This window comes from Geothrix terrae (genome assembly GCF_022808775.1).
In the GTDB taxonomy this organism is placed as follows: domain Bacteria; phylum Acidobacteriota; class Holophagae; order Holophagales; family Holophagaceae; genus Geothrix; species Geothrix terrae.
In genome coordinates, this window is record NZ_JAKZLA010000005.1 from 92416 (window position 1) to 115793 (window position 23378).

The following is a 23378-nucleotide window of genomic DNA, read 5'->3' on the forward strand; positions in this document are numbered from 1 at the left end:
TGGAGTGCGCCCTTCCCCCCCGGGTCCTCCTGAGCGATCCTGATGGGTCTATGAGCACCCGTCCCGACTCCCCCTTCGCCTCCATCGAGGAAGCCATCGACACCATCCGGCAGGGCCGCATGGTCGTGGTGGTCGATGACGAAGACCGGGAGAACGAGGGCGACCTCACCCTGGCCGCCGAGCATGTCACCCCGGAAGCCATCGCCTTCATGGCCACCCATGGCCGCGGCCTCATCTGCGCCGCCCTGGAAGGCCCCGTGCTGGACCGCCTCCAGATCCCCCTCATGGTCCGGGACAACACCAGTCCCTTCGAGACGGCCTTCTGCATCTCCGTGGAAGCCCGCGAAGGCACCACCACCGGCATCAGCGCCCAGGACCGGTCCCGCACCATCCAGGCCCTCATCGCCCCGGACGCCAAGCCCCAGCACTTCGTGAAGCCCGGCCACGTGTTCCCCCTGCGGGCCCGGCCTGGCGGCGTGCTCACGCGCACGGGCCAGACCGAGGCCAGCGTGGACCTGGCGCGCCTGGCGGGTCTGCATCCCAGCGGCGTCATCTGCGAGATTATGAAGGATGACGGCACCATGGCCCGGGTGCCGGACCTGGTGCCCTTCTGCAAGCAGCACGGCCTGCCGCTGGTGACCGTGGCGGACCTGGTGGCCTACCGCCTCCGCCAGGAGCCCCTGGTGACGCATCTGGGGGCCCGCGACATGGTGAGCCAGTGGGGGGCCCTCAAGGTCCACAGCTTCCGGAGCCTGCTGGACGGCGGCAGTCACCTGGCCTTCGTACTGGGCGATCTGGGGGGCGACCCGCCCCTGGTGCGGGTGCATGTGGAGACGCTGCCCGACGACCTGCACGGCTTCGAGACCGGCCTCTTCCAGCGAGCCATGGCCGCCCTGGCCAAGGAGGGCCGCGGCGCCATGGTCTACCTGCGCCGTCACGCCCACACCCCGGGGGTGGCCGAGGAGGGCCACGCCCAGCTTCAGGCCATGAATGACCGGGATTTCGGCGTGGGCGCGCAGATCCTGCGCCAGCTGGGGGTTGGAAAAATGCGCCTCCTCAGCCGTCACGAAACCAAGTACATTGGACTCCGTGGCTTCGGCCTCGACATCTGTGCCCACGTGCCCTTGGAACCTTCCTCGGATCCCCGGTGATCGACGCCCGCTTCCTGACCCAGTCGCCCCTGTTCAGGAACCTGGACGAGGTGGAGCGCGCCCAGATCCTGATCATCGGCCAGAAGCGCCAGGTCGCGGCCGGCGAGGTCATCTTCCGGGAAGGGGATGCCGGCGACGGCCTCTTCATCGTGCTGAAGGGCTCGGTGCGGATCTCCAAACGCGGCGCCACCGGTGAAGAGGCCCTCGCCGTCCTTGCCCCCCCGGCCTACTTCGGCGAGATGGCCCTCATCGACCTGGCCACCCGGGCGGCGGACGCCATCGCCAACGAGCCGTCCGAGCTGTTCTTCATCCCCCTGCAGGATCTCCGGTCCTTGATCGAAACCCAGCACAAGATCGCGCTCAAGATCCTCTATGCCCTCTGCGAAGTGCTCGCCCAGCGCCTGCGGGAGACCAACGACCGCTACATGAGCATCTTCACGATCGCCCAGTGGGGTGGCGCCAATCCCGGCGGCCCCATTCCCGTACCCTGAACTTGAAAGGAGTTCCCATGTCCGACCTCGTAGCGCACATCACCGACGCTGAGTTTCCCCAGGCCGTCGCCCAGGGTGTCACCCTCGTGGATTTCTGGGCCCCCTGGTGCGGCCCCTGCAAGATGATCGCCCCCGTCCTGGACGAGCTGGCCGCCGAGATGAAGGGCCAGGCCAAGTTCGTGAAGATGAACGTGGACGAGAACCCCCAGGTGGCCGGCCAGTTCGGCATCATGAGCATCCCCACCCTCATCGTCTTCAAGGACGGCAAGCCCGTGAACAAGCTCATCGGCGGCCAGCCCAAGCCCCAGCTCAAGGCGTTCGTGGAGAGTGCGTTCTGAGAGCTATCAGGTGTCAGCTATCAGTAAAAACGCCGGGGCGACCCGGCGTTTTCTTTGGCTGAAAGCTGACAGCCGACAGCTGATAGCTACTTCCTTCTCAGCACCAGCCTCACCTGGTTCCCCTTGTCGTTGAAGTGGACTTCGTCCATCACGAGGAGGATGAGGGGCAGGCCGCGCCCGCAGTGGGGAGCCATCTCCGAATCGGGCTGGGGCGGAGAGAGCCGGCCGGCGTCGAAGCCACGGCCTTCGTCGCTGATCTCCACCTCGAACCGCTCCGTGTCCATGGCCAGGCGGACTTCGATGAGCCGCCCCGCATATTCGGGATCCGCCATGCGTTTGGTGCGGAGCGCCGCGTAGGCATCCTCCTTGGCGAAGAGATCCCCCTTCAGCCGCGAATCCAGGTCGAGGTTGCCGTGCTCCAGGGCGTTCACCAGCGCCTCATGCATGGCCATGGCGATGACGTCGATGTTGCCGACGGAGGCGAACCCCATGGGCACCAGCCGGTCCGTGAGGTGGTGCGTGAGGCTCGGGATGTCCAGCTCGTCCGACCGGAACAGGAAATGCCGCCGCTCGTTCACCAGCCCGCGCAGACCGTCGTCCGCCTTGCGGAGATCCCGGTGCAGCTCCACCAGGTGGAACACGCTGTGCACCAGATCCTTCATGGCGATGGGCTTCATGAACAGGTTGGAGGCGCCCAGCCGCATGGCCTGGATGGCGTAGTCCACCGAGGCCTGGCCGGTCATGAGCACCACGGGCAGGTGGGGGTGCGAGGCCTTCACCTTGTGGACCACCTCGAACCCGTCCATGCCCTCCATGTTGATGTCGCTGATGACCAGGTCGAAGGGCGGGGCCTTGGGGTTCTGGAGGAGTTCCAGGGCCTGGGCGGCGTCGGGGTAGCCGTGGACTTCCATGCCGTAATGGGCGAGGGCGGACTGGACCATCTCGAGCACCGAGGGGTCGTCATCGATCAGGAGGATGTGCGTCCCGCGGCGGGTCATGGCGGCTCCACGCTTCAGAATACTCGATGAGGTTCCAGCCGGCTGGCGGCCGGAAGGGCGGCCAGATAGGGCTCCACAAGTCCCAAGGTGCGGTCCAGCGTGCCCCTCAGAGCCTCCGGCAGCGGGGCTGGGCCCCCTGAGCGCAGCGGCGCGGCGGCCAGGGTCGCCTCCAGCGCCGCGCCAAGTCCGACGGCAGGAACCACCTGGAGCAGGCCTGCTTCGCGCAGGGGTGGCACCAAGTCTTCGAAATTGGCGAAACCCGGGCCCACCAGGGCCGGAACCCCCGCGCGGACGGGCTCCAGCGGGTTGTGCCCGCCATCCGCCGCCCAGCCGCCGGCCACCAGTGCCACGGTGCCTTCGGCGTAGGCGGCCGAGAGCTCGCCCAGGGTGTCCAGGAGCAGCACGTCCGTCCCCGACCAGGGGGCGCCCTCCGCCCATCCGCCGGAAGCACGGCGGAAGGCCAGGCCCTCACCGGCCATCAGGCCCGCCACAGCATCGAAGCGACGAGGCTGACGGGGGGCCAGGATGAGTTTCAGGCCAGGGTGCTTCGCCCGGGCCTCACGCCACGCGCCGATGATCAGCCCCTCCTCGCCTTCCACCGTGTTGCCCGCCACCACCACGGGCAGGCCCACCCAGGCTTCGCGCAGCGCGGTCCAGCCTTCATGCAGGGGACGCGGGGGCGGAAGGTCGGCCTTGAGGTTGCCGCCCAACCGCACCTCCGGGGCGCCCAGGCGCCGGAAAGCCTCCGCGCTGGCTTCGTCCCGGGCCGCCACCAGGCTCAGCCGCGAGGCCGCCCGCCGCATCCAGGGGCCGCCCTTCCGGAGGGACTTCTCCGTGAGCCGCCCATTCACGATGACCCGCGGGACGCCACGAACCTCCAGCGCCTGGAGCAGCCCCGGCCAGATCTCGGTCTCCAGCGCCAGGAACAGGCCCGGCGGGCGCCGCAGGAACGGCTCCAGACCCTCGGGGTCATCCAGGGGAAAGGCCCCGCCACTGACCCGCCCCGTGCCGGCGTTCCAGCCCGGCAGCCGCTTCGCCATCAGCGCCAGCCCCGCCGGCGTGCCCGTGCTCAGATGGACACGGTGGCCGGCGTCGCGCAGGCGCGCCACCAGGCCGTCCGCCAGCAGCAGCTCGCCCACGCTCACCGCGTGCAGCCAGATCCAGCGGCCCGCAGGCAGGTCCGGCGCATCAGCCTCCAGCCGCAGCCGCCAGCCCTCTGGCAGGCCCCGGGCGCAGGACCGGGCCATGGCCCCCGCCAGGGAGACGGCCGCGAGGTAACTCAGGTCTAGGGCATCCATCCGTTTACGCTCTCACACTTGGTCGCGCCAGGACAAAGGAGACCTTGAAAGGACGAACGCGAAGGGCGTGTTCGCGGTCTTCGCGTTCCGCTTTTCCTCCAGGGCATGATGGAGGCATGCCCGATCGCGCTCCGCTCGAAGTCCTCATCGTCACCGGCCCCCTGGGCGCCGGGAAGACCACCGTCGTGAACCGGCTGCTGAAGGCCGAAGTCGCCGCCGGCCATCGGGTGGCCGTGCTCATCAACGAATTCGGCGCCATCAGCGTGGACGGCACGCTCGTGGACGCCGAGCGCCCCGAGCTGGCGGGTGTGGAGAACCTGGTGAACGGCTGCGTCTGCTGCAGCCTCCGCAACGACGTGGTGGCCACCCTCCAGGCCTGGTGCGAGCAGCCGGACGGCCAGCGGCCCGAGCGGGTGGTCCTGGAGACCACGGGCCTGGCGGACCCCACGGACCTGCTGGACCTGGAGGTGGAACCCGCCCTGGCCGGGCGCCTGCGGTTGGCCGGCCTGCTCACGGTCGTCTCCTGCCTGGCTCCCGTGGACCACCTGAAGACCAAGCCCCTACTCCATCGGCAGGCGGCCCTGGCCAGCCTCATCCACCTCAGCAAGGCCGATCTCGATCCCTCGGCGGCCGTAGCCTGGGAGGGCGAGCTGCGCACGGCCTTCAAGCACATCCCGTTGATCCCCACGCGCCACGGGCTCGCCCCTGAGGGCAGTCCCGATCCCTGGCGCGGAGACCTGCGCCCCATGCCCGAGGGCTGGGAAGCCTCTGGTGGCCCCAGTTTCGCCGAGGCCCGATCCCTCACGCTGCACTGGGACCATCCCGTGGATCCCGCGGCGCTGGAGGCCCTCCTGCTGGCACCGCCGGAATCCGGCGAACTGCTGCGCGCCAAGGGCGTCTGCGCCTTCGCGGGCTGGGCCGCCAGGAATGACGGCAGTGACCGCTGGGCCTTCCAGCTGGCGGACGGGCGCCTGGAGATCTCGCCCCTGCCCCTCCTCGCAGACGGCTCGGCTCCTGCCTGCGCGGCCGTGGTCATCGGCACCGGTCTGGACGGAGCCCACTGGAAGAAAGCCCTGCGCTCGCTGGAGCGGGCCCCCGCAGGCGCGCGTCGCAAGGCCATTCTCTAGCGCGGATCTGCCGCATCGCCGGATCCGCGTCGGGCTTGGTATCATCGCAGTTCGCCCGGCCCCCGGGATGCAAGGAGCAAGTGTGGATCAAGTGCTCGACCTCATGGCCAAGGAGCTCAAGCTCCCCCGCGCCGGCGTGGCCGCCATCGTGGCGCTGTTGGAGGAGGGCAACACCGTCCCCTTCATCGCCCGCTACCGCAAGGAGGCGACGGGATCGCTCGACGAAGTCGCCATCCGCGCCGTCGAAGACCGCAACGCCTACTACAAGGACCTGCTGGACCGCCGGAAGACCGTGCTCAAGTCCATCGACGAGCAGGGCAAGCTCACGCCCGAGCTGAAGGCCAAGATCGAGGGCACCTGGGTGAAGGCCGAGCTGGAAGACCTCTACCTGCCCTACAAGCCCAAGAAGCGCACCAAGGCCACGGTGGCCAGGGAGCGAGGCCTCGAGCCCCTGCTGGACTCGCTGCTGGCCGACGAGAGCGGCGCCGACCCCTTCCTCATCGCCGAGCCCTTCATCAAGGACGAGGACGGACTGCGCTCTCCCTCGGAATGCATGGAAGGCGCCGGGCACATCCTGGCCGAGCGCCTGGCGGAGGATGCGGAGATCCGCGCCTGGCTGCGCCTGGAGTTCCACGAGCAGGGCGTGCTGAAGTCCGAGATCCGCGAGGAGCGCAAGGCCGACCAGGCCGCGCTGCGGTTCAAGCCCTACTTCGACTTCTCCGAGCCCATCCGCAAGATCCCCAGCCACCGCCTGCTGGCTCTGCGCCGCGGCGAGAAGGAGGAGATCCTCACCGTGAAGCTCCTGGTGGAGCGCGAGAATCTGGTCAGCCAGCTCGTCTCCAAGGTGCAGGTGAACCCCGCCAGCGGCTACCGGCGCTTCCTCAACGAGGTGGCCGGCGATGCCTTCGACCGGCTGCTGGCGCCCACCATCGAATCCGAAGTGCGCTACGAGGCCAAGAAGAAGGCCGACGGCGATGCCATCAAGGTGTTCCAGACCAACCTGGACCACCTGCTCCTGGCCCCGCCCGCGGGCCAGCGCTGCACCCTGGGCGTGGACCCCGGCATCCGCACCGGCTGCAAGCTGGTGGTCATCAACCGCCTGGGCCAGCTGGTGCAAAACGAGGTGATCTACCCCCTGGAGCCCAAGCGGGACCTGGAGGGCAGCCGCGCCATCCTCGAGAAGCTCTGCACCGAGAACCCCGTGGAGGCCATCGCCATCGGCAACGGCACCGGCGGCCGCGAGGTGGAGGCCTTCATCCGCGAGTGGCTGAAGGAGACGAACCGCCAGGGCCTCATCTGCGTGAGCGTGAGCGAGGCCGGCGCCTCGGTCTACTCCGCCAGCGACATCGCCCGCGAGGAGTTCCCCGAGCACGACGTCACCGTGCGCGGCGCCGTGAGCATCGCCCGGCGCTTCCAGGATCCCCTGGCCGAGCTGGTGAAGGTGGATCCCAAGAGCATCGGCGTGGGCCAGTACCAGCACGATGTGAACCAGACCGCCCTCAAGAAGGGCCTGGATGACGTGGTGGAGAGCTGCGTGAACCGCGTGGGTGTCGATCTGAACAGCGCCTCGTACAAGCTGCTGGCCTACGTGGCCGGCATCGGCGAGGGGCTGGCGAAGAACATCGTGGCCCACCGCTTCGAGCACGGCGCCTTCAAGCGCCGCGAGCAGCTCCTGGAGGTCGGGCGCTTCGGCGCCAAGGCCTTCCAGCAGGCCGCGGGCTTCCTGCGCATCCGCGACGGCGAGGATCCCCTGGACGCCTCCGCCGTGCATCCCGAGAGCTACCCCGTGGTGCAGCGCATCTGCCAGCTGGCCGGCAAGACCGTGCCCGAGCTCATCGGCAATGACGCGGTGCTGGAGGGCCTGGATCCCAAGCTCTTCGTGGACGAGAAGGCCGGCGTGGAGACCGTGAAGGACATCCTCGCCGAGCTGAAGAAGCCCGGCCGCGATCCCCGCCACCAGTTCGAAGCGGTGCAGTTCCGCGAGGGCGTCAACAAACCGAGCGACCTGGAAGTGGGCATGGAGCTCCAGGGCATCGTCACCAACGTCACCGACTTCGGCGCCTTCGTGGATGTGGGCGTCCACCAGGATGGCCTGGTGCACCTCTCCGAGATCGCCCACCGCTACGTGAAGAACCCGGCGGACGCCCTCAGCGTGGGCCAGGCCGTGAAGGTGAAGGTGCTGGCCGTCGATCTGGAGGCCAAGCGCATCGCGCTCTCCATCAAGGCCCTGCTGGCCGCCCCCGAGGGCGCGGAGCGGCCGCAACCGCACCATCGCCATCCTCAGGGCCGCCCTCAGGGCCGGCCCCAGGGTGCTCCCCGTCCGCCCAGGCCCCTGGGCGCCCCCCAGGCGGGTGCCCGGCCCCAAGGCCCCCGCCCGCCCCGCCCCGAGGGCCAGCGTCCCCCGCGACCCGAGGGTTCCCGGCCACCTCGGCCGGAAGGTACCCGGCCCCCGCGCACCCAGGAGGCCCGCCCGGCCCGGCCCGAGCGCGAGGCCCGACCGCCCCAGCCCAAGCGTGAGCCGGCGGTTCCGGCCTCAGGCGCTTCGCTGACCGACCTGATGGCCAAGTTCAACAAGGGACCCCGTTGATGCGTCCGCCCCTGTCCCTGCTGGCGCCCGCGGCCCTGCTGCTGGTGCTGGCCTGCCAGCCGCGCCCCGCCGCCCCCATCTACGGTCCCTGGGAAGAGGGTCTGACCCTGGCCTTCGAGGATCCGTCCCGACCCCAGCCGGAGCGCTCCACGGACCGCCTGCAGGTACGCGTGGCCCGGTCGTCCATGGCGCCAGGTTCCCCCCGGGTGGTGCAACTGGACCTCACCAGCCTCCGCGGCCACATGAGCCTGCTGCTCCGCCACCAGGACGGCGGCATCGCCCTCCTGGGCGAGGACGGCCAGGTGCTGGCCCAGACCCTGCCGCCAGGTTTCCCTTCCACCTCCACCTGGGAGGACCGGGGCACCCGGTTCCGCGTCGTGGGACGCGCCACTTGGGAAGGTGCCGCCCTCCTGCCGACCACCTCGGACCCCGTCGGCGTATGGGTGGAAACCCAGCCGCCACACGGGCCCCGGCGCCGCACGCTCTACCTGCCGAACCTCGGCGAGGTGGAGTCCCAGGAGGAACGCGACGGCGCCTGGGTGACCATCAACCGGCTGGTGGCCCGCGGCTTCGTGGACCTGCCTGCCGCCCCCCTCCCCGGCCCGTTCCCCGGCCAACGTCCCTGATCGACCAATCCCGGAGCCGACATGGCCGCTGAACCCGCTTCCGACACGTCCACCGACCTCGAGGTCGAGCTGCCCCCCGGCGCCGCCAAGGGCGCCGTCCGGGACAACCTGGAAGTGATCTGCTTCGCGATGATCCTGATCCTGTTCTTCAAGACCTTCGTGGGCCAGCAGTTCAAGATCCCCTCCGCCTCCATGCGCAACACGCTGATGATCGGGGACCACCTGCTGGCCAACAAGTTCATCTTCGCGGAGCCCCAGTGGGCCTGGGAGGAGAAGCTCTTCCCCATGCGGGGCGTGAAGCGCGGCGACATCATCGTGTTCCGCTACCCCATCGACCGCGACCAGGACTACGTGAAGCGCTGCGTGGCCCTGGCGGGAGACACCGTGGAGATGCGCAACAAGCGGCTCTACGTGAACGGCAAGCTGGTCACCGGCCCCTTCGAGTTCCAGTTCGGCCGGAGCCCCGAGGGTCCCACGCCCGGCCCCTGGCCCCTGACCCGGAACGCCGGCGAGGCGGAGCACCCCGTGGGCCTGTGGCGGCACGCGGATCCGGAGGTGCTGGCCCTCCATGACCACAACCAGATGCAGTCCATGAACAGCCTCATCCAGGATGGCTTCAAGGACAACCTGGGCCCCGTCACCGTGCCGCCGGGCCACATCTTCGCCATGGGCGACAACCGCGACAACAGCATGGACAGCCGCTACTGGGGTTTCCTGCCCATGGACCACCTGCGGGGCCGGCCCTTCATCGTGTGGTGGAGCTTCCGCGAGGGCGACACGGACAACGACAACGGCCGCGTGCCCGAGGGCCCCATGGACGTGGCCACCGATTTCATCGACGCCGCCCGCCACTTCTTCACCCGCACCCGCTGGGAGCGCACCGGGACCATTCCCGAGTAGTCCTGCATGAAGGCCACCCTGCTCGCGCTGCTCCTGGCGGCCCTTCCCCTCTCCGCCTGGGGCGACAAGGGTCATCGCGCCACCTGCGCCCTGGCCCTGAAAGGCCTGCCACCGGAGGTCCGCGCCTGGTACGCGGGACGGGAGGGCGAGGTGGAGGACCATGCCTCGGACCCGGACCACTGGCGCCAGGACCGCAAGGAGGGCCCCCGCCACTTCCTCGACATGGAGCCCTACGGGGGACCGGATCATCTCCCCCGCACCGTGGAAGAGGCCCAGGCCCGCCTGGGCGGCGACTTCTACCGCACGGGCGTGGTGCCCTGGATCATCCAGGACCGCTGGCGGGACCTGGTGGAGGCCTTCCGATCCGGCGACGCCGCCCGGGTGGCCATGGCCACGTCCATCCTGAGCCACTACGTGGCGGACGCCCATGTGCCCCTGCACACCACCGAGAACCACGACGGCCAGGCCACAAACCAGCGCGGGGTCCACAGCCGCTGGGAGACGGGACTGGTCGAGCGGTACGTCCAACCGGAGACGCTCAGCCCGCTTCCCGCCGAGGTGGATCCGCGCTTCATGGAGCGCCCCTGGGATTGGCTCCGCGCCTCCCACGCCCTCATCCCCCAACTCCTGGAGGACGACCGGACCGCGGACCGCACCACACCCTCGGACACCCGCGACCGGACCAGGCGCACTCCCGCCTACTGGATGATCTTCTGGGCCAGGCAGGGGCCGGTGGTGACGAGGCAGCTCCAGCTGGCGGGCAAGCACCTGGGAGACGCGGTGCTCAGCGCCTGGACCGAGGCGGGCCGGCCTTCACCCCCGGCAAAGCCGGTTCACTGAACTCGCTGCGAACGCGGTGAGTTCAGCAGCGGCCGTCCCTAGGGAGCTTCCTCCCATCTCCGGCGGTCCAGCCAGACCTGCTCGGCCTTGCCCTGGGGGTCCCGGCCCTGCCAATGGAGCTTCCGGGGCCCTGCGGCATCCTTCTTCAGCACGGACACGCCCGGACCTTCCCCCAGGCGGAGCATGCGCAGCAAGGCCTCGACGCTGGCCACCTGGGGCAGGAAGGGCAGTGGCAGCTCCGCCAGGGTGGCGGCCCGCTGGTCGACCTTCTGCCGGGGCACCCGGAGCCGGTAGCCAGAGGCGCGGTCGCCCTCCAGCAGCAGAAGACGCTCGCCGAGCCCGTGCAGCTCCGCCACCAGCCGGCCGGAGACCGGTTCCATGAGCAGGTTCAGGGTGCCGGTCCCCTCGCCGCCGGAGCCGGAATACCCCCAGCCGTACTGGGCGCGCACAGGCGCCGCCGGGGTCGGCGTCACATCAGCGGGGGGAACCTGGAAAAACATCATGATCATTCCTCGTCGTCGTCATCGGGAGTGGCGTCCGGTGCGGGTGCCTGGGCCTCTCCGACCTTCCGGGCCTGCTCCCGGGCCAGGCGGACGCGGAGCTCCCCCAGCCGCTTCTCCAGGGCGGGACGGTCCGGGAAGACGAAGGCCAGGGCCCGTTCCCACTGCTCGGCCGCCTCGGCCAGCTTGCCTTGCTTCACCAGCACTTCGCCCAAGTGCTTCCGCACCTCGGGGCTGAAGGGACTCAGCTCCGCGGCGCGGCGGAGGGTGGCCTCCGCCTCCGCGATCTTCCCCAGCTTGAACTGGGCCCAGCCCAGGCTGTCGATGACGTTGCCGTTGTCCGGGGTGGCCTTGGCGCTGGCCTCGATGAGCGAGGCGGCCTCCTCCAGGTCCTGGCCCTGCTCCAGCAGCTGGTATCCCAGGTTGTTCTGCACCATGGGGTTGCCCGGATTCGCCTTCTGGGCCTCCCGGAGCACCCGGAGGGAATCGTCGGCCCGCCCCAACTGGTCATAGGCGCTGCTCTGCATGATCAGGATGTCCACGTTCTTCACGGGCCCCAGGCTGCGGGCCCGCTCGAGCGCCTCCAGGCACTTGTCCCAGCGGCGGAACTCGGACCAGATGCCCGCCATGCCCTCCAGATGGAGCTGCTCCAAGGCGGCGCGGGTCTCCTTCCGCGAGAAGAAGCGGTATTCCAGGCACTCGGGCGGAAGCTCCGCGGCCTGCTGGAAGAAGGGCACCTTGGGGAACCGCGTGATGCCGTCCTTCAGCGCGGCCAGGGCGCTCTTCCAGTCGTTGCGGCTGATGAGGGCCTGGCAGGCGAACACCTGCAGCTCGCCCGCGACCTGCTCCCGTCCCGGGTGCTCCTTGAGGTAGGCCAGCAGGGCGCCGCCCTTGCCCTGGAGGAGGAGCGTCTCCGCATAGAGGGCCTGCGACCCGTCGGCGATCCAGTCCTCCTGGATCTTGCCGGCGAGGAGCGTCGCGAGCCGGCCCTCGGCCTCCTGGAAGCGTCCCAGGTTCATGAGGGCGCGGGCCGTGTTGAAGGTCGTCCGGGGCGTCACCTTCAAGGCTTCCGCCTTGCCCAGGCTCTCCAGCGCCTCCTCGAACCGCGAGGTCTGGAGGCGCACCAGGGCGACGTTCTCCCAGAGGCCCGCCTCCCGCGGCAGGTGCTGGGCGAGGAGGAGGAAACTCTCCTCGGCGTGGGCCAGGTAGCCCGCCTGGATCTGATCCCGGGCCAGCTCTTCCAGCATGCGGAGATGGCGCTCGTCGGGGTTGCGGGCATTGAGGGCGAGCACGGACTCCCGCCGCCCCTCGTAGTTCTGGAGGGCCCGCGCGTGGATGACCGCCCGCTCCCAGGCCGCCTGGAAGCTGGGACGGAGCCGGCCCAGATGCAGCCAGGCCTGGAGGGCCCCCTCGCCATCCTTCAGCTTCTCGGACACCTCGCCCAGCCGGGCCCACAGTTCCGGATCCTGGGGCAGCAGGGCCGTCGCGGCCCGCAATTCCTTCGCGGCCTCCGCCGCCATGGCCTCATCCGACTGGGAGAGCTGGTACAGGAGCAGGCCCAGGTGGGCCCGCGCCTCCGCGTTCCGGGGCGCCAGGGCCACGGCCCTGCGGGCCGGCGCCAGGGCGCCTTGGGGGTCCTGGGCCTCCTGGAGGGCCTCGGACAGCCTCAGGTGGACCTCCGCGCTCTCGGGCACCTGGGCCGCCACCCGCCGGTAGATGGCCACCGCGGCGGCGGGATCCGAACCGCCGCCGCGCAGCTGCAGGGCACGGGCCTGGAGCATCAGGGCCCGCACATCTTCCGGCGGCGCCGCGGCCAGGCTGGCCGCCAGCAGGGCGGCGAGGAGAGGAAGGCGGAGATCAGGCACGGGGAGCCTCCCGGTGAAGCAGATCGACAAGACGGGCATGGGGGGACTCCCAGGCCCCGGGAGCCAGGGTGCGCTGGATCGCCGGCTCTCCGAAGCGGGGAAGGATGCAGTGGATCTCCGTGGCCGACGCGTCCTCTGCGGCCCCGGGAACGTGCCTGGCCTTCTTGTCCCGGTGCAGCAGGGGGAGGCAGGCCGACCAGGGGGCGACCATGGGCGCCAGCGGGGCGAGCCGCCGGGCCAGGGAAGCGAGGAAGGCGGGGGGGAAAGGCTTGAGGCCGAGGTCCTCCGCCAGGAGGCAGGAACCCAGCAGACCCAGGCCCACGGCCTCCCCATGGAGCAGGTCGTAGCCCGATGCCGCCTCGAGGGCGTGGCCGAGGGTGTGGCCGAGGTTCAGCAGCCGCCGCTCGCCCGCCTCCCGCGGATCCCGGTGCACCACGCCGGCCTTGTAGGCCAGGGCCCGCTCCACCCAGGGGATCTTCACAGGTCCGTCCTGCAGCATCTCCGTGGCCCAGGACATCTCGCTCTGGATGAGGGCGGTCTTGACCAGCTCCCAGCGGCCATTCTCCAGGTGCCGCTCGGGCAGAGTCGCCAGGAAGGACGTGCAGGCCACCAGGCGCCTGGGGGCGTGGAAGGCCCCCACCAGGTTCTTGCCCGCGGCGAGGTCCACGGCGGTCTTGCCGCCCAAGGCCGCGTCCGCCATGGCCAGCAGGGAGGTCGGCCAGACCTGCCAGGCGATGCCCCGAAGGTAGAGGGCCGAGGCCAGGCCCGCCATGTCCGACAGGACGCCGCCGCCCAGGGCCACCACGGTGGCGTCCCGGTGCAGGGGCACCCGGGCCCAGTGCTCCAGCCAGGGGAGAATGGTCCGCAGTTTCTTCTCCTCCTCGGACACCGACACCCACAGGGCGTGGCTGGGCTCGGGGAGGCCTGCGCGGGTCCAGGCCTCCCTCAGGTGCAGGTCGCCCACCAGCGTCCAGGGCCCCTCGGGCAGCAGGGCCGGATCCGGCGCCTCCTGGAGGAAGACCTCGGTGGCGAACCCAGTGGGGGTGGCGAGTCTCATGAGCGGCCTTTCAGGGTGGCCTCGGCCTGCATGGTCTGGTCTCCCCGGAGCCATCGGACCACGGCCTTGTCGCCGGGCTTGTGGGCGCCGAGGGCGTCCATGAAATCGTAGATGTTCTTCACCGGCCGGCCACCGAAACTGATGATGATGTCGCCGGCCTGGAGCCCGATGGCCTCGGCCGTGGAGCCCCGGGATACCCCGTTGATGCGGAAACCCCGCGGATTGTCCGCGTAGTCGGGGAGGGTGCCGAAGGCGACCCGCAAGGGCCCGCCATCACCCCGCAGGACCACCTTGGCGGTGTCGGGATCGAAGGCCGGCACCGTGTCCGCGTCGGCGAGATCCAGGGCCACCGCGCGTCCGTAGGCCGCCAGGGCCGCCATGCCGGCGACGTTGATGCGGTCCGCCGTGTCCGTGGGCCGGTGGTACTCGCCGTGGACTCCCGTGAAGAAGAAGAACGTGGGGATCTTCGCCTGGGCGAAGGTCATGTGGTCCGAGCCGCCCACGGCCGCCCCCACGTCCCCGCTGATGGAGAAGCCTTCCGGCGCCAGCTTCTTCGCGGCCTCCAGGGCGGCTTTCGGCGCGCCCAGGCCGCCCATCAGCAGCTTCGGGGCGGCGGGATCCAGCCGGCCCACCATGTCGAAGTTGAGCATGAACTTCACGGACTCGAGGGGGTGCGTGGGGTGCTGGACCCAATAGCTGGAGCCCAGCAGGCCCTCTTCCTCGCCGCCGAAGTGCATCAGCAGGATGGAGCGCCGGGGGCGGGCCTGCTTCAGCTCCCGGCCCAGCTCCACCACCAGGGCCGCGCCCGAGGCATTGTCGTCGGCGCCGGGATGCACCTGCCCGCGGGCTTCCACCCCACCGAGGCTGTGGCGCTCGCCCAGGCCCAGGTGGTCCAGATGCGCGCCGATGACGATGTATTCCTTCTGCAGCCTGGGGTCGCGACCGGGGATCACGGCCACCACGTTGGGCACCTGGGCCTCTTCGCGGCGGAGCCTCAGCTTCAGGGTGAGCGTGGTCCAGGGGGCATAGATGAAGTCCTGGCTGGCGGGCTTCCCCGTGTCCCGGATGGCCTTGAGGCGGGCCTGGAGGTCCCCGCAGGCGTCCCCGAGGGCGCCCACCGAGAGACTGAGCACGGGGATGTCCAGCTTCACGGGCCCCTCCTCCCGCTGCAGGGGCCGGGCCGGGCCATCCTCCAGCACCAGGACCGCGGCGGCCCTCCCCGCCTCCAGGCGCTTCACGCGGGCCAGCAGGCTCCGCTCGCCCCGCGGCAGGTGGGCGAAGGCGTCCACATCCGGCAGGGTGCGGGCGATGACCACCACGTGATCCTTCACCTCGAGGCCCGCGAGATCGTCGTAGCCGCCGGGGATCTGCACGCCGAAGCCGGCGAAGGCGAGGGGCTTCATGCGGAAGTCCCCGTCCCCGCTGTAGCCGATGGCCTCGATGTCCCGGCCCCAGACCAGCGGCCGGGCCGCCTCGCCGTGGGTCAGGAGGGCGCCCTGCGCCTCCCGGACCACCTTGGCGACGAACGGGAACCGCTGGACCTGCGCCTTCAGGCCCAGGGCCTTCCACTCCCGCAGGATGTGTGCGGCGGCCTGGTCGAGCTCCGGATACCCATTCCCCCGGCCCTTGAGGGCGGGCGAGGCCAGGTATTCCACGTCCCGGCGCAACCGTCCCTCGACCGCATTCCCAGACTGCGGCACCTGCGCCACGAGGGTGGCGGCGAGGAAGGCGGGAATCCAGGGGCCCATGACGTCTCCGGCAATCTTCTACTTTACAGGCGCGGGCCCGATCCGTCCTGGCCTCGACGGGAATCGGGGCGCCTGTGGGAGAATGGCCCCATGTCCGAACAGGAAGCCTACTTTCAATCCGACCGGATGGACCAGCGGCCCATGCGCCACACGCTGCTCTGGCGCCTCGCCGGCTACCTCCGTCCGCAGTGGGCCGCCCTCCTGGCCCTGCTGTTCCTGATGGCCCTGGGCGCCTTCCTGGAGGTCATGCCCTCGGAACTGACGCTCCGGCTCATCAACCGGTTCATGGCCCAGGGCAGCCTGGGGGGCGCGGCCCCCATGATCGCCGGGTTCTTCGGGGTGCTCATCGCCGGGTTCCTCGTCAGCTTCGCGCGCTACTTCCTGCTGGCCCGGGTGGGCCAGAAAGCCATGCTCGACCTGCGGGTGCAGCTCTTCGAGCACCTCATGGGCCGCAGCACAGACTTCTTCCACCGGAACCCCGTGGGCCGCCTCATGACGCGGGTCACCAGCGACGTCCAGAACCTCAACGAGATGTTCGCCTCGGGCTTCGTGGCCATCGTGGGGGACGCGCTCTCCCTGCTGGCCATCGTGGCCTGGATGTTCTGGACCCATCCGGGCATGGCCCTGGTGGCCCTGGGCATCCTGCCCTTCCTGCTCGTGGCCACGGAGATCTTCCGTCGCCGGGCCGGCGAGGCCTTCCGAGAGACCCAGCGCCGCTACGCGAGCATCAACGCCTTCCTCCAGGAGCAGATCTCCGGCATGGGTCTGGTGCAGGTGAACGCCCAGGAGGCGCACAGCGACGCCCAGTTCAAGGGCCTGAACGAGGACTACTTCCAGGCCTTCCTGCGAACCATCTTCGCCTACGCCGTGTTCTTCCCCGTGGTGGAGTTCATCACCTCCGGCACCCTGGCCGCCCTCATCTTCTACGCGGGCTTCAAGCTCCAGGCCGGGGCCATCACCTGGGGCCTGCTCCTGGCCTTCATCCAGCAGTCGGGACGGTTCTTCCGGCCCATCCGGGAACTGGCCGAGCGCTACAACGTGATGCAGACGGCCCTGGCCTCCAGCGAGCGCATCTTCCGCCTGCTGGACAACCAGGAGGAGATCCCGGAGGCGCCCGAGGCGAAGCCAGCCACGTTCGCCGGCGAGGTGCGCCTGGAGAACGTCTCCTTCGCCTACGAGGAGGGCGGCCGGAAGGTGGTCCGCGAGCTGAGCGGCGTCATCCCCAAGGGCCGCCGCGTGGCCGTGGTGGGCCACACGGGCGCCGGCAAGAGCACGCTCATCAACCTGCTCATGCGCTTCTACGACGTGCACGAGGGCCGCATCACCGTGGACGGCGTGGACGTGCGGGACCTGAAGATCCGCAGTCTGCGCGACCTCTTCGGGCTGGTGCTCCAGGATGTCTTCGTCTTCTCCGGCACCCTGCGCGACAACATCGTGCTGGACCGCGCCCTCGACGAGGCCCGCCTGGCCTCGGTGCTGGAGCAGAGCCAGCTGAAGGACCTGGTGTCCCGCCTGCCCCAGGGCCTGGAGACCCAGGTGGGGGAGCGGGGCCAGAAGCTCAGCGCCGGGGAGCGGCAGCTCCTGGCCTTCGCACGCATGCTCTACCTGGAGCCCGCCGTGCTGCTGCTGGACGAGGCCACCGCCAACATCGACTCCGAGACCGAGGCCAAGATCCAGAACGTCATCGAGCACGTGAGCCACCGCCTGACCACCTTCACCATCGCCCACCGTCTCTCCACCATCCGGGACGCGGACGAGATCTGGGTCATGGACCAGGGCGTCCTCGTGGAGCGCGGCAACCACGACGCCCTCATCGCCCAGGACGGCGTCTACGCCAAGCTCGTGAAGCTCCAGTTCGCGGATGGGGAGGCGGCCTAGCGAGCAGGTCGGGAGCCTGGTCTGTAGACTGATTTCCCATGCTCCACCTCCCGCCCCTCTACCCCATCACTGATGCCTCGCGTCCCGAGCCGCTGTCGGCCCAGATCCGCCGCCTGGGCGAGGCGGGCTTCCCGCTGGTGCAGTTCCGGGGCAAGCCCCTGGATGCGAGGTCCCAGTGGCTGGAGCTGCGCGCGGCTCTGGCGGACGCGGCGGCGAACGGCGGCTGGCCCTTCATCTGCGTGAACGACCGGGCGGACCTGGCCCTGCTCGCGGCCCAGGAGGGGCTCGCCCCCTGGGGCCTCCACCTGGGCCAGGGCGACCTGCCCGCGGCCGAGGCGCTCCGCCTCCCGGGCCTGGGCGGCTGCCATGTCGGCGCCTCGACCCATGGCCCCGCGGAGTGGGAGGCCGTCGACCCGGCCTGTGACCATGCCGGCGTGGGCCCTTTCCGCGGTACGGCCACGAAGTCCGATCACGCCACACCCATCGGCCTCGAAGGACTCCGAGCGGGTTGCGCGGCCCTGCGGGCCCAGGGCCTCGCGCCCATCGCCATCGGCGGCCTGGGGCCCGCGGACGCTTGGACCTGCTTCGAGGCCGGGGCCGAAGCCCTGGCCATGGTGGGCGAGATCCACCGCAGCGCCGACCCCGCCACCCTGGGCTGGGAGGTCCAGCGGGCGCGGTGGCAGGTCCGGCCGCCCTTCCGGCGGGGCCAGGGCGTGGTGCTCCTGGGCGGCAGCGGCGCCGGGAAGAGCACCCTCGGCCAGCTTCTGGCCCGGACGCTGGGCCTGGCCTTCCAGGATCTGGATGACGTGATCGAGGCGGACCAGCGCCTTCCGGTGAGTGCCATCTTCGCTGAACGAGGCGAAAGCGCTTTCCGGGCCTTGGAGACCGCCCTGCTGCCCTCCCTCATGGCCCAGCCCGCCGTGGTGGCCCTGGGGGGCGGCGCCTGGGAGGCCCCGGCCAACCGGGAGGCCGTCGCCGCCGCCGGCTTCGCCCCCCTCTGGCTGGCGGAGCCGCCGTCCCGGGCCTGGGAACGGGTGGGGCGGGATCCCCTGCGCCCCCTGGCCCAGGATCGGAGCGCCTTCATGGCCCGGTGCGCGGCCCGCGCCTCGGCCTGGTCCCTCGCCCCCGCCCTGCTCTCCTTCGGCCGAAATCCCGAGGATCTTGTCTCCGCCATGATGGGGGCTTGTTAGAATGGGGGTCTCCCCCAGGAATATCCCATTGGATTTGATTCTTTCCGATCTGCATTCGAACCTGCACGCCCTCCGGGCCGTGCTGCGGTTCGCGCGGCGGAGGGCCATCCACCGCTTCGTGCTCCTGGGTGACCTGGTGGGCTACGGGGCCCATCCGAACCAGCTGCTGGACAAGGTCCGCGAGCTGCGGCCCCGGTTCATGGTCCGGGGCAACCATGACAAGGTCTGCGCGGGCCTCGAGCCCGACGGCACCTTCAGCCTGCCCGCCCACATGGCCGCAGACTGGACCCGGGAGAAGCTGCGGCAGGACAACTGGCGCTTCCTGGCGGACCTCCCGGTGGGCCCCCAGTGGGTGGGGGACGACTACCAGATCGCCCATGGATCCCCCGTGGATGAGGACGCCTACCTCCTGCACATGCGCGAGATCGGCCAGGCCTTCGACGCCTTCCAGGGGCCCCTTTGCTTCTTCGGCCACACCCACTTGCCCGGCTGCTTCGAGCTGGACGAGGCCCAGGGCAGGCTGAACTGGATCTGCCTCGACCCCGGCGTCTGGTTCGAGATGCAGCCGCACTGCCGCTATCTGGTGAACCCTGGCTCCGTGGGTCAGCCCCGGGATCGCGATCCGAGGGTATCCTTCATGACCTTCGACCCCAGGCGGAAGCGGCTCCGTCTCCACCGCATCGAGTACGACGTGAAAGGCGCGGCCAAGGCCATCCTGGAGGCGGGACTGCACCGCACCCTGGCCGAACGGCTGAGCCAAGGCATTTGAAAGGCATCACCCCATGGGACACTCCACCTTGTCGGCCCCCGTCCTGGAACAGTTCCTCATCCAGGCCCGCCTCACCAAGGCGGTGGCCAGCCTGAGGCTCCAGAGCATCAGTTCCCGGCTGCTGGGGGACCTCCGCCTCCGCAGCTTCCGTCCCGGCTCGACCCTGGAGCTGTCCGGCCTGCATGCCCGGGATGCGATGCCCACCGAGGGCACCGCCGTCACCCTCACCGTGCTGTTGGGCGAGGAAGTGCTCACCCTGGACTCCATCCTGCTGGCCCCCCTCCAGGACGAGGCCGGCGATCCGCTCCTGCGCCTGGACTGGCCCCATGAGTCCGCGCAGCTGCACCGCCGGCGCGACATGCGCGTGGCCGCGCCGGAGCAGGCGCCGCTGAAGGTCCGGGTGGGCCTGGGGGGGCGCACCCTCGACGCCCTGCTGGTGAACCTCACCGAGACCGGCGTGGGACTCGCCCTCGACGAGCCCCTGATGGTCGACCTCTACGCCCCGGTGGAGATCGACGCGAAACTGCCGGACGGGTCAGTCCTCCACTGTCCCGGCGAGGTCCGCCATCTCGCCTACCTCGAAGGCCAGGACTACCCCACGCGCCTTGGCGTGGTGCTGCATCCGGGCCCGGACATGGACCTGGAACCCATCCACCGATTCATCCAGGCGCGGCGCACCGACCGGTCGCAGGGGTTCCGGCAAAGCTGAGCCCAAGCAACGGCTCAGCTCTTGCGCAGGCTGACCACCGTTCCGCCCGCGCCCAAGGCCAGCATGATCACCGCCTGGACCAGGGTTTTGTAGGAGACGGAAGGGCCGGCCACGGCCGACCAGACGAACGCCACGCCCGCGACGAGAAGCAGGACGTAGATCCCCAGCATGATCTTGCGGGCCTTCTCGTTGGTCTCCGGCGTATCCATGGCGAAGAAGCGGTCGTAGAGGACGAGGCCGATGGCAGCCACCACGTTGAGCGCCACGAAGAACAGCCAGAAGGTGCGGGCCGCGGCGGGGCCGCCGGGCTGGCCCACCATGGGCTTCAGCATGGTGCCGTAGAGGGCGCCGCCCAGGCTGGAGCCGATGAGGCTGCCGATGACGCCGTAGAGGAAGGCATAGCCCATGTAGACGGCCTTCTTGTCCGCCGGCGCCACCAGGCCCACGTAGCTGTAGTACTTCGGATGGGCCGTCATCTCGCCGATGGAGAAGACCGAGATGCCCAGGATGAACACCCACACATTGGTGGAGGCCGCCAGGCACAGGAAGCCGAGGGTGCCGATCACGATGCCCGACACCATGGTGGGCAGCGGCCGGATCTTCTTCACGATGCGGCTGACGAGCACCTGCAGCAGGATGATGGTGCCGCCGTTGACCACGGTGACGTGCTCGGCGTCGAACTTGAGGGGCACGCCGAAGGACGCGAAGAAGCGGTTCACGGGCGTGGCGTCCACGAAGTCGCGCAGGTACCAGAGCACGGACCCGAAGTTCTGGAAGTAGAGGATCCAGAAGCCGGAATACACCACGATCATCAGCATGAAGCGCGCGTCGCCCAGCACGAGGGCCGCCCCGTGGGCCACCTCTTTCAGGCTCTTGGTGTTCTCGGGTTTCGGCGGGTCCTTGAACAGGAAGACCGTGGGCACCAGCATGGCCGCGCAGTAGAGCGCGGAGGCGATGAACACGTAGCGCCAGGAGAACCCCTTCAGCACGCTCACCACGAGGGGTGCCAGGAAGGCGCCGATGTTGATCATCCAGTAGTAGATGCCGAAGCCGAATCCGGAGTTCTCCTCCGTGGTGGTGCGGGCCAGGGTGCCGGAGATGATGGGCTTGAACAGGCCGGCGCCCGTCGCCATCACGAGCAGCCCCGCGAAGACGGCGCCGTACGAGGTGACGTTCCCGGCCACGAAATAGCCCGCCGCCAGGATGGAAAAGGCGAAGAGCAGCATGCGCCGGTACCCGTACCGATCCGCCAGGGCTCCGCCGGCGATGGGGATGACGTAGGTGAAGGCGTAGATCAGGCTCTGGAGGAAGCCCACGGACTGCTCCGTGAAGCCCAGACCACCCCTCACGACCTCGTTCGTGAGGTAGACCGCGAGCACCGAGTTGAGGCCGTAGTAGGCTGCCCGCTCGAAGAGCTCCATGACGTTCGCCAGCCAGAAGACGGGCGGGAAGGAGCGGAGGATTCCGGAGGAGCGCTGGGTGGGCATCCGGGGATTATACGGGACCTTGAGGTTTTCTAGCCCCCGCCCCGCATGAAGCCCCGCAGGAGCCGCGCCAGGAAGGCCTCGGCCGTCTCCGCCGGACAGCCCGTGAGGCGGACCTCGACACGGTGCCGAGGCAGGACCACGCTGCCCAGACGGAGATCCGCCAGGGGCACGAGCCGGATGGACCAGCGCCCGGCACCTTCCACGCCCCGGAAGAGTCCCTCCTCCCCTTCAGTGAAGGATCCCGCGGCCCCAGGCAGCAGGCGCAGGAACTCCTCCCGGGAGATGGCCATCTCCAGATCCAGGCGGTGATCCATCAGCCGCCGGCCACCGGGGGCCAGATGGCCACGGCCTGTCCTTCGGTCAAGGTGCGGGAATCCCACTCCGAGGCGGACACCCAGGCGCCGTCCACCAGCACGATGGCGCACTGGGCCGGCGGGACGCGATGGCGGCGGATCACCTCGCCCACCGTGCAACCCGGATCCACCTCCAGGTCGACGCGATGGCGGCTCCGCGCCTCCGGCGGCAGATGAACCGCGAGGGAGGCGAAGAGCTTGAAGGTGATCTTCATGCCACCCGGTGCGCGGCCGCGAGGTAGGCCTGCATGATCCGCGTCGGATCCTCCAGAAGGCGCTGCTTCCAAACGCCCAGGCGGACCCGGCCTTCGATGAGCCCTCGGAAGGCGCCCACGTGGTCGGCGAACCCCACGCAATTGGCGCCCACCAGCCGGTCCCCGTCGAACTGGAGACTCAGGTAGCGGTAGTGGGACTCGTCGAGCACCTCGGTGGATTCCCCGCCCGGCACTCCCTGCCATTCCCCGAAGGAGGAGGACACCAGGCCGAGGGTGGTCAGTACGTTGAAGACGAAGCTGCCGCGGAACTGCGCGGGCTTCCCAGCCATGTTCAGCGCGGCGATCCGGCCCTGCTCCACCGCGTTTGGCTGGATGGCGTTGATCCGCCGCTGGCCCGTGAGGCAGTCGGTCGCCTCGGCCACATCCCCTGCCGCGTAGATGCCGGGGACGCTGGTCTGCATGGCCGCATCCACCAGGATGCCGTGGCCCACCTCGATGCCGCTGCCCTCCAGGAAGCCCAGGTTGGGATCCACGCCCACCACGCTGAGGTAGAGGTCCGCCGGCAGCGTGCGCCCTTCGCCCAGATCCACCTGGAGGGCGCCCTCTTTGGCGGAGATGCCCCGGGGCTGGGTGTGGGTGAGGACCTTCACGCCCTTGGCCTCGCACCACTTGCGGATCAGGCCGCTGGCGGTGGGGTTCATCATGCGGCGCACCATGTAGCCGCTGCGGACGAGGATGGTGAGGTCCACGCCACGGGAGAGCAGGCCCTCCATGATGATGCAGCCCACGAAGCCCGCGCCCATCTGGACGATGCGGGTGCCCGGGCGGGCCTGGGCCAGGATGGTCCGGGCGTCCTCGAGGGTCCAGCAGCTGTGCACGCCCGGAAGGTCCATGCCCGGGATCTTCTCCAGGCTGGGATGGGAGCCCGTGGCGATGAGCAGCCGGTCGAAGGGGAGATGGCGGCCGCCGCCCAGGTCCACGGTGTGGCGCGCCGTGTCGATGCCCTTCGCCCGGGCCTGCACCAGCTGGATCCGCAGGCGGTCGTAGTGGTCGGCGTCCTTCCGGATGTGGGTGCCCGCCTCCTCGATCTCGCCCTTCAGCAGGTAGGGGATGGCCATGCGGGCATAGGGTGGCTCCCCCTCGCCGCAGAGCAGGGTGATCTCTGCGGCGGGGTCGGCCTTGCGCAGGGTCTCCGCGGCGATGACGCCGGCGGGCCCGCTTCCGATGATGAGGTGTTTCATGGGAGGCCTT

At 70.0% G+C, this 23378-nt stretch carries 22 protein-coding genes; 12 read left to right on the forward strand and 10 right to left on the reverse strand.

Annotation, left to right across the window (positions count from 1 at the left end):
* Positions 1-50 precede the first annotated feature (50 nt).
* Genes ribB through trxA form a run of 3 tightly spaced genes read left to right on the forward strand, consistent with a single transcriptional unit; the run spans position 51 to position 1980 of the window.
* A complete protein-coding gene (gene ribB / locus MLE42_RS10925) occupies positions 51-1151 on the forward strand; it encodes a 3,4-dihydroxy-2-butanone-4-phosphate synthase (RefSeq protein ID WP_243287919.1) in 1101 nt (366 codons plus the stop codon).
* The gene (locus MLE42_RS10930) at positions 1148-1642 is read left to right on the forward strand and encodes a Crp/Fnr family transcriptional regulator (RefSeq protein ID WP_243287920.1); all 495 of its coding nucleotides are present in this window, start codon (positions 1148-1150) and stop codon (positions 1640-1642) included. Before ribB ends, MLE42_RS10930 begins: the two co-directional genes overlap by 4 nt.
* Before the next feature lie 17 nt (positions 1643-1659).
* Positions 1660-1980 (forward strand): thioredoxin, encoded by a 321-nt coding sequence (gene trxA / locus MLE42_RS10935; RefSeq protein WP_043483480.1) that lies wholly within the window; start codon positions 1660-1662, stop codon positions 1978-1980.
* A gap of 86 nt (positions 1981-2066) precedes the next feature.
* On the opposite strand, the gene MLE42_RS10940 is transcribed toward trxA, so the two are convergent.
* Together MLE42_RS10940 and MLE42_RS10945 are read right to left on the reverse strand one after the other, a co-directional pair.
* Positions 2067-2978: an ATP-binding response regulator gene (locus tag MLE42_RS10940; RefSeq protein ID WP_243287921.1), complete on the reverse strand. Its 912-nt coding sequence runs from the start codon at positions 2976-2978 to the stop codon at positions 2067-2069.
* Between the two features lie 14 nt (positions 2979-2992).
* On the reverse strand, positions 2993-4276 hold the full coding sequence (locus MLE42_RS10945; protein ID WP_243287922.1) for a 3-deoxy-D-manno-octulosonic acid transferase: 1284 nt from the start codon (positions 4274-4276) through the stop codon (positions 2993-2995).
* 116 nt (positions 4277-4392) lie between these two features.
* On the opposite strand from MLE42_RS10945, the gene MLE42_RS10950 reads away from it, so the two are divergent.
* The 5 genes from MLE42_RS10950 (at position 4393) to MLE42_RS10970 (ending at position 10356) form a co-directional block, all read left to right on the forward strand.
* Positions 4393-5403: a CobW family GTP-binding protein gene (locus MLE42_RS10950; RefSeq protein ID WP_243287923.1), complete on the forward strand. Its 1011-nt coding sequence runs from the start codon at positions 4393-4395 to the stop codon at positions 5401-5403.
* An 82-nt stretch (positions 5404-5485) separates the two neighbouring features.
* Positions 5486-7990 carry a Tex-like N-terminal domain-containing protein gene (locus MLE42_RS10955; RefSeq protein ID WP_243287924.1) on the forward strand — a complete coding sequence of 835 codons (2505 nt, stop codon included), beginning with the start codon at positions 5486-5488 and terminating at the stop codon, positions 7988-7990.
* Positions 7990-8616, forward strand: coding sequence for a hypothetical protein (locus MLE42_RS10960; RefSeq protein ID WP_243287925.1), 627 nt, complete (start codon positions 7990-7992; stop codon positions 8614-8616). Before MLE42_RS10955 ends, MLE42_RS10960 begins: the two co-directional genes overlap by 1 nt.
* A 21-nt stretch (positions 8617-8637) precedes the next feature.
* The gene (gene lepB / locus MLE42_RS10965) at positions 8638-9516 is read left to right on the forward strand and encodes a signal peptidase I (protein ID WP_243287926.1); all 879 of its coding nucleotides are present in this window, start codon (positions 8638-8640) and stop codon (positions 9514-9516) included.
* Positions 9517-9522: 6 nt separating this feature from the next.
* The gene (locus MLE42_RS10970) at positions 9523-10356 is read left to right on the forward strand and encodes a S1/P1 nuclease (protein WP_243287927.1); all 834 of its coding nucleotides are present in this window, start codon (positions 9523-9525) and stop codon (positions 10354-10356) included.
* 38 nt (positions 10357-10394) lie between these two features.
* Here MLE42_RS10970 and MLE42_RS10975 read toward each other — a convergent pair whose 3' ends face one another.
* The 4 genes from MLE42_RS10975 to MLE42_RS10990 are packed head-to-tail and all read right to left on the reverse strand — an operon-like array spanning position 10395 to position 15526.
* Positions 10395-10865 (reverse strand): hypothetical protein, encoded by a 471-nt coding sequence (locus MLE42_RS10975; RefSeq protein WP_243287928.1) that lies wholly within the window; start codon positions 10863-10865, stop codon positions 10395-10397.
* Positions 10862-12721 carry a tetratricopeptide repeat protein gene (locus MLE42_RS16305; protein WP_338029969.1) on the reverse strand — a complete coding sequence of 620 codons (1860 nt, stop codon included), beginning with the start codon at positions 12719-12721 and terminating at the stop codon, positions 10862-10864. The genes MLE42_RS10975 and MLE42_RS16305 overlap by 4 nt, the downstream gene beginning before the upstream one ends.
* Positions 12714-13778: a 3-dehydroquinate synthase gene (locus tag MLE42_RS10985; RefSeq protein WP_275975869.1), complete on the reverse strand. Its 1065-nt coding sequence runs from the start codon at positions 13776-13778 to the stop codon at positions 12714-12716. The genes MLE42_RS16305 and MLE42_RS10985 overlap by 8 nt, the downstream gene beginning before the upstream one ends.
* Positions 13775-15526, reverse strand: coding sequence for a M28 family peptidase (locus MLE42_RS10990; protein WP_243287929.1), 1752 nt, complete (start codon positions 15524-15526; stop codon positions 13775-13777). Before MLE42_RS10990 ends, MLE42_RS10985 begins: the two co-directional genes overlap by 4 nt.
* 90 nt (positions 15527-15616) lie before the next feature.
* On the opposite strand from MLE42_RS10990, the gene MLE42_RS10995 reads away from it, so the two are divergent.
* The 4 genes from MLE42_RS10995 to MLE42_RS11010 are packed head-to-tail and all read left to right on the forward strand — an operon-like array spanning position 15617 to position 20072.
* Complete coding sequence (locus tag MLE42_RS10995; protein WP_243287930.1) at positions 15617-17404, forward strand: ABC transporter ATP-binding protein; 1788 nt, start codon at positions 15617-15619, stop codon at positions 17402-17404.
* A gap of 38 nt (positions 17405-17442) precedes the next feature.
* Entirely contained in the window at positions 17443-18594 is a 1152-nt protein-coding gene (locus tag MLE42_RS11000; RefSeq protein WP_243287931.1) for a shikimate kinase, read from the forward strand.
* A 34-nt stretch (positions 18595-18628) separates the two neighbouring features.
* Entirely contained in the window at positions 18629-19363 is a 735-nt protein-coding gene (locus MLE42_RS11005) for a metallophosphoesterase family protein (protein ID WP_243287932.1), read from the forward strand.
* Positions 19364-19376: 13 nt separating this feature from the next.
* A complete protein-coding gene (locus MLE42_RS11010; RefSeq protein ID WP_243287933.1) occupies positions 19377-20072 on the forward strand; it encodes a PilZ domain-containing protein in 696 nt (231 codons plus the stop codon).
* Positions 20073-20086: 14 nt separating this feature from the next.
* Here MLE42_RS11010 and MLE42_RS11015 read toward each other — a convergent pair whose 3' ends face one another.
* From MLE42_RS11015 to MLE42_RS11030, 4 genes are read right to left on the reverse strand one after another with little or no spacing between them, the layout of a single operon-like run.
* Positions 20087-21559, reverse strand: a complete 1473-nt coding sequence (locus MLE42_RS11015) for an MFS transporter (protein ID WP_243287934.1) — start codon at positions 21557-21559, stop codon at positions 20087-20089.
* Between the two features lie 29 nt (positions 21560-21588).
* A complete protein-coding gene (locus MLE42_RS11020) occupies positions 21589-21873 on the reverse strand; it encodes a hypothetical protein (protein WP_243287935.1) in 285 nt (94 codons plus the stop codon).
* Positions 21873-22127 (reverse strand): MoaD/ThiS family protein, encoded by a 255-nt coding sequence (locus MLE42_RS11025; protein WP_243287936.1) that lies wholly within the window; start codon positions 22125-22127, stop codon positions 21873-21875. The genes MLE42_RS11020 and MLE42_RS11025 overlap by 1 nt, the downstream gene beginning before the upstream one ends.
* On the reverse strand, positions 22124-23368 hold the full coding sequence (locus MLE42_RS11030) for an NAD(P)/FAD-dependent oxidoreductase (protein ID WP_243287937.1): 1245 nt from the start codon (positions 23366-23368) through the stop codon (positions 22124-22126). Before MLE42_RS11030 ends, MLE42_RS11025 begins: the two co-directional genes overlap by 4 nt.
* Positions 23369-23378 lie beyond the last annotated feature (10 nt).